The sequence below is a fragment of the Vibrio ordalii ATCC 33509 genome (assembly GCA_000257205.1).
In the GTDB taxonomy this organism is placed as follows: domain Bacteria; phylum Pseudomonadota; class Gammaproteobacteria; order Enterobacterales; family Vibrionaceae; genus Vibrio; species Vibrio ordalii.
Genome location: AEZC01000254.1, coordinates 1 through 227 on the forward strand (window position 1 = coordinate 1; position 227 = coordinate 227).

At 35.7% G+C, this 227-nt stretch carries 1 protein-coding gene; it reads left to right on the plus strand.

All coding sequences use genetic code 11. The annotated features are described in order from the left end of the window. A partial coding sequence (locus VOR_RS17525) for an acyltransferase family protein (RefSeq protein ID WP_010320775.1) occupies nucleotides 1-227 on the plus strand: 227 nt, incomplete at both ends.

Genomic DNA, 227 nt, shown 5'->3' on the forward strand with positions numbered 1-227 from the left:
ACGGTTTGAGAGCGATAGCCGTTTTGATGGTGGTTTTATTCCACATGAATGCTGATTGGATCCCTGGAGGATTTATTGGTGTTGATATTTTCTTTGTTATCTCTGGCTATATCATAACGTCAGCGATTTATCCTCAGATTGTAAATAAAGAATTTTCGTTTAATCAGTTTTATGTAAAACGAATCAAAAGAATCCTACCGCTATTTTATCTGGTAGCGATGACAAGT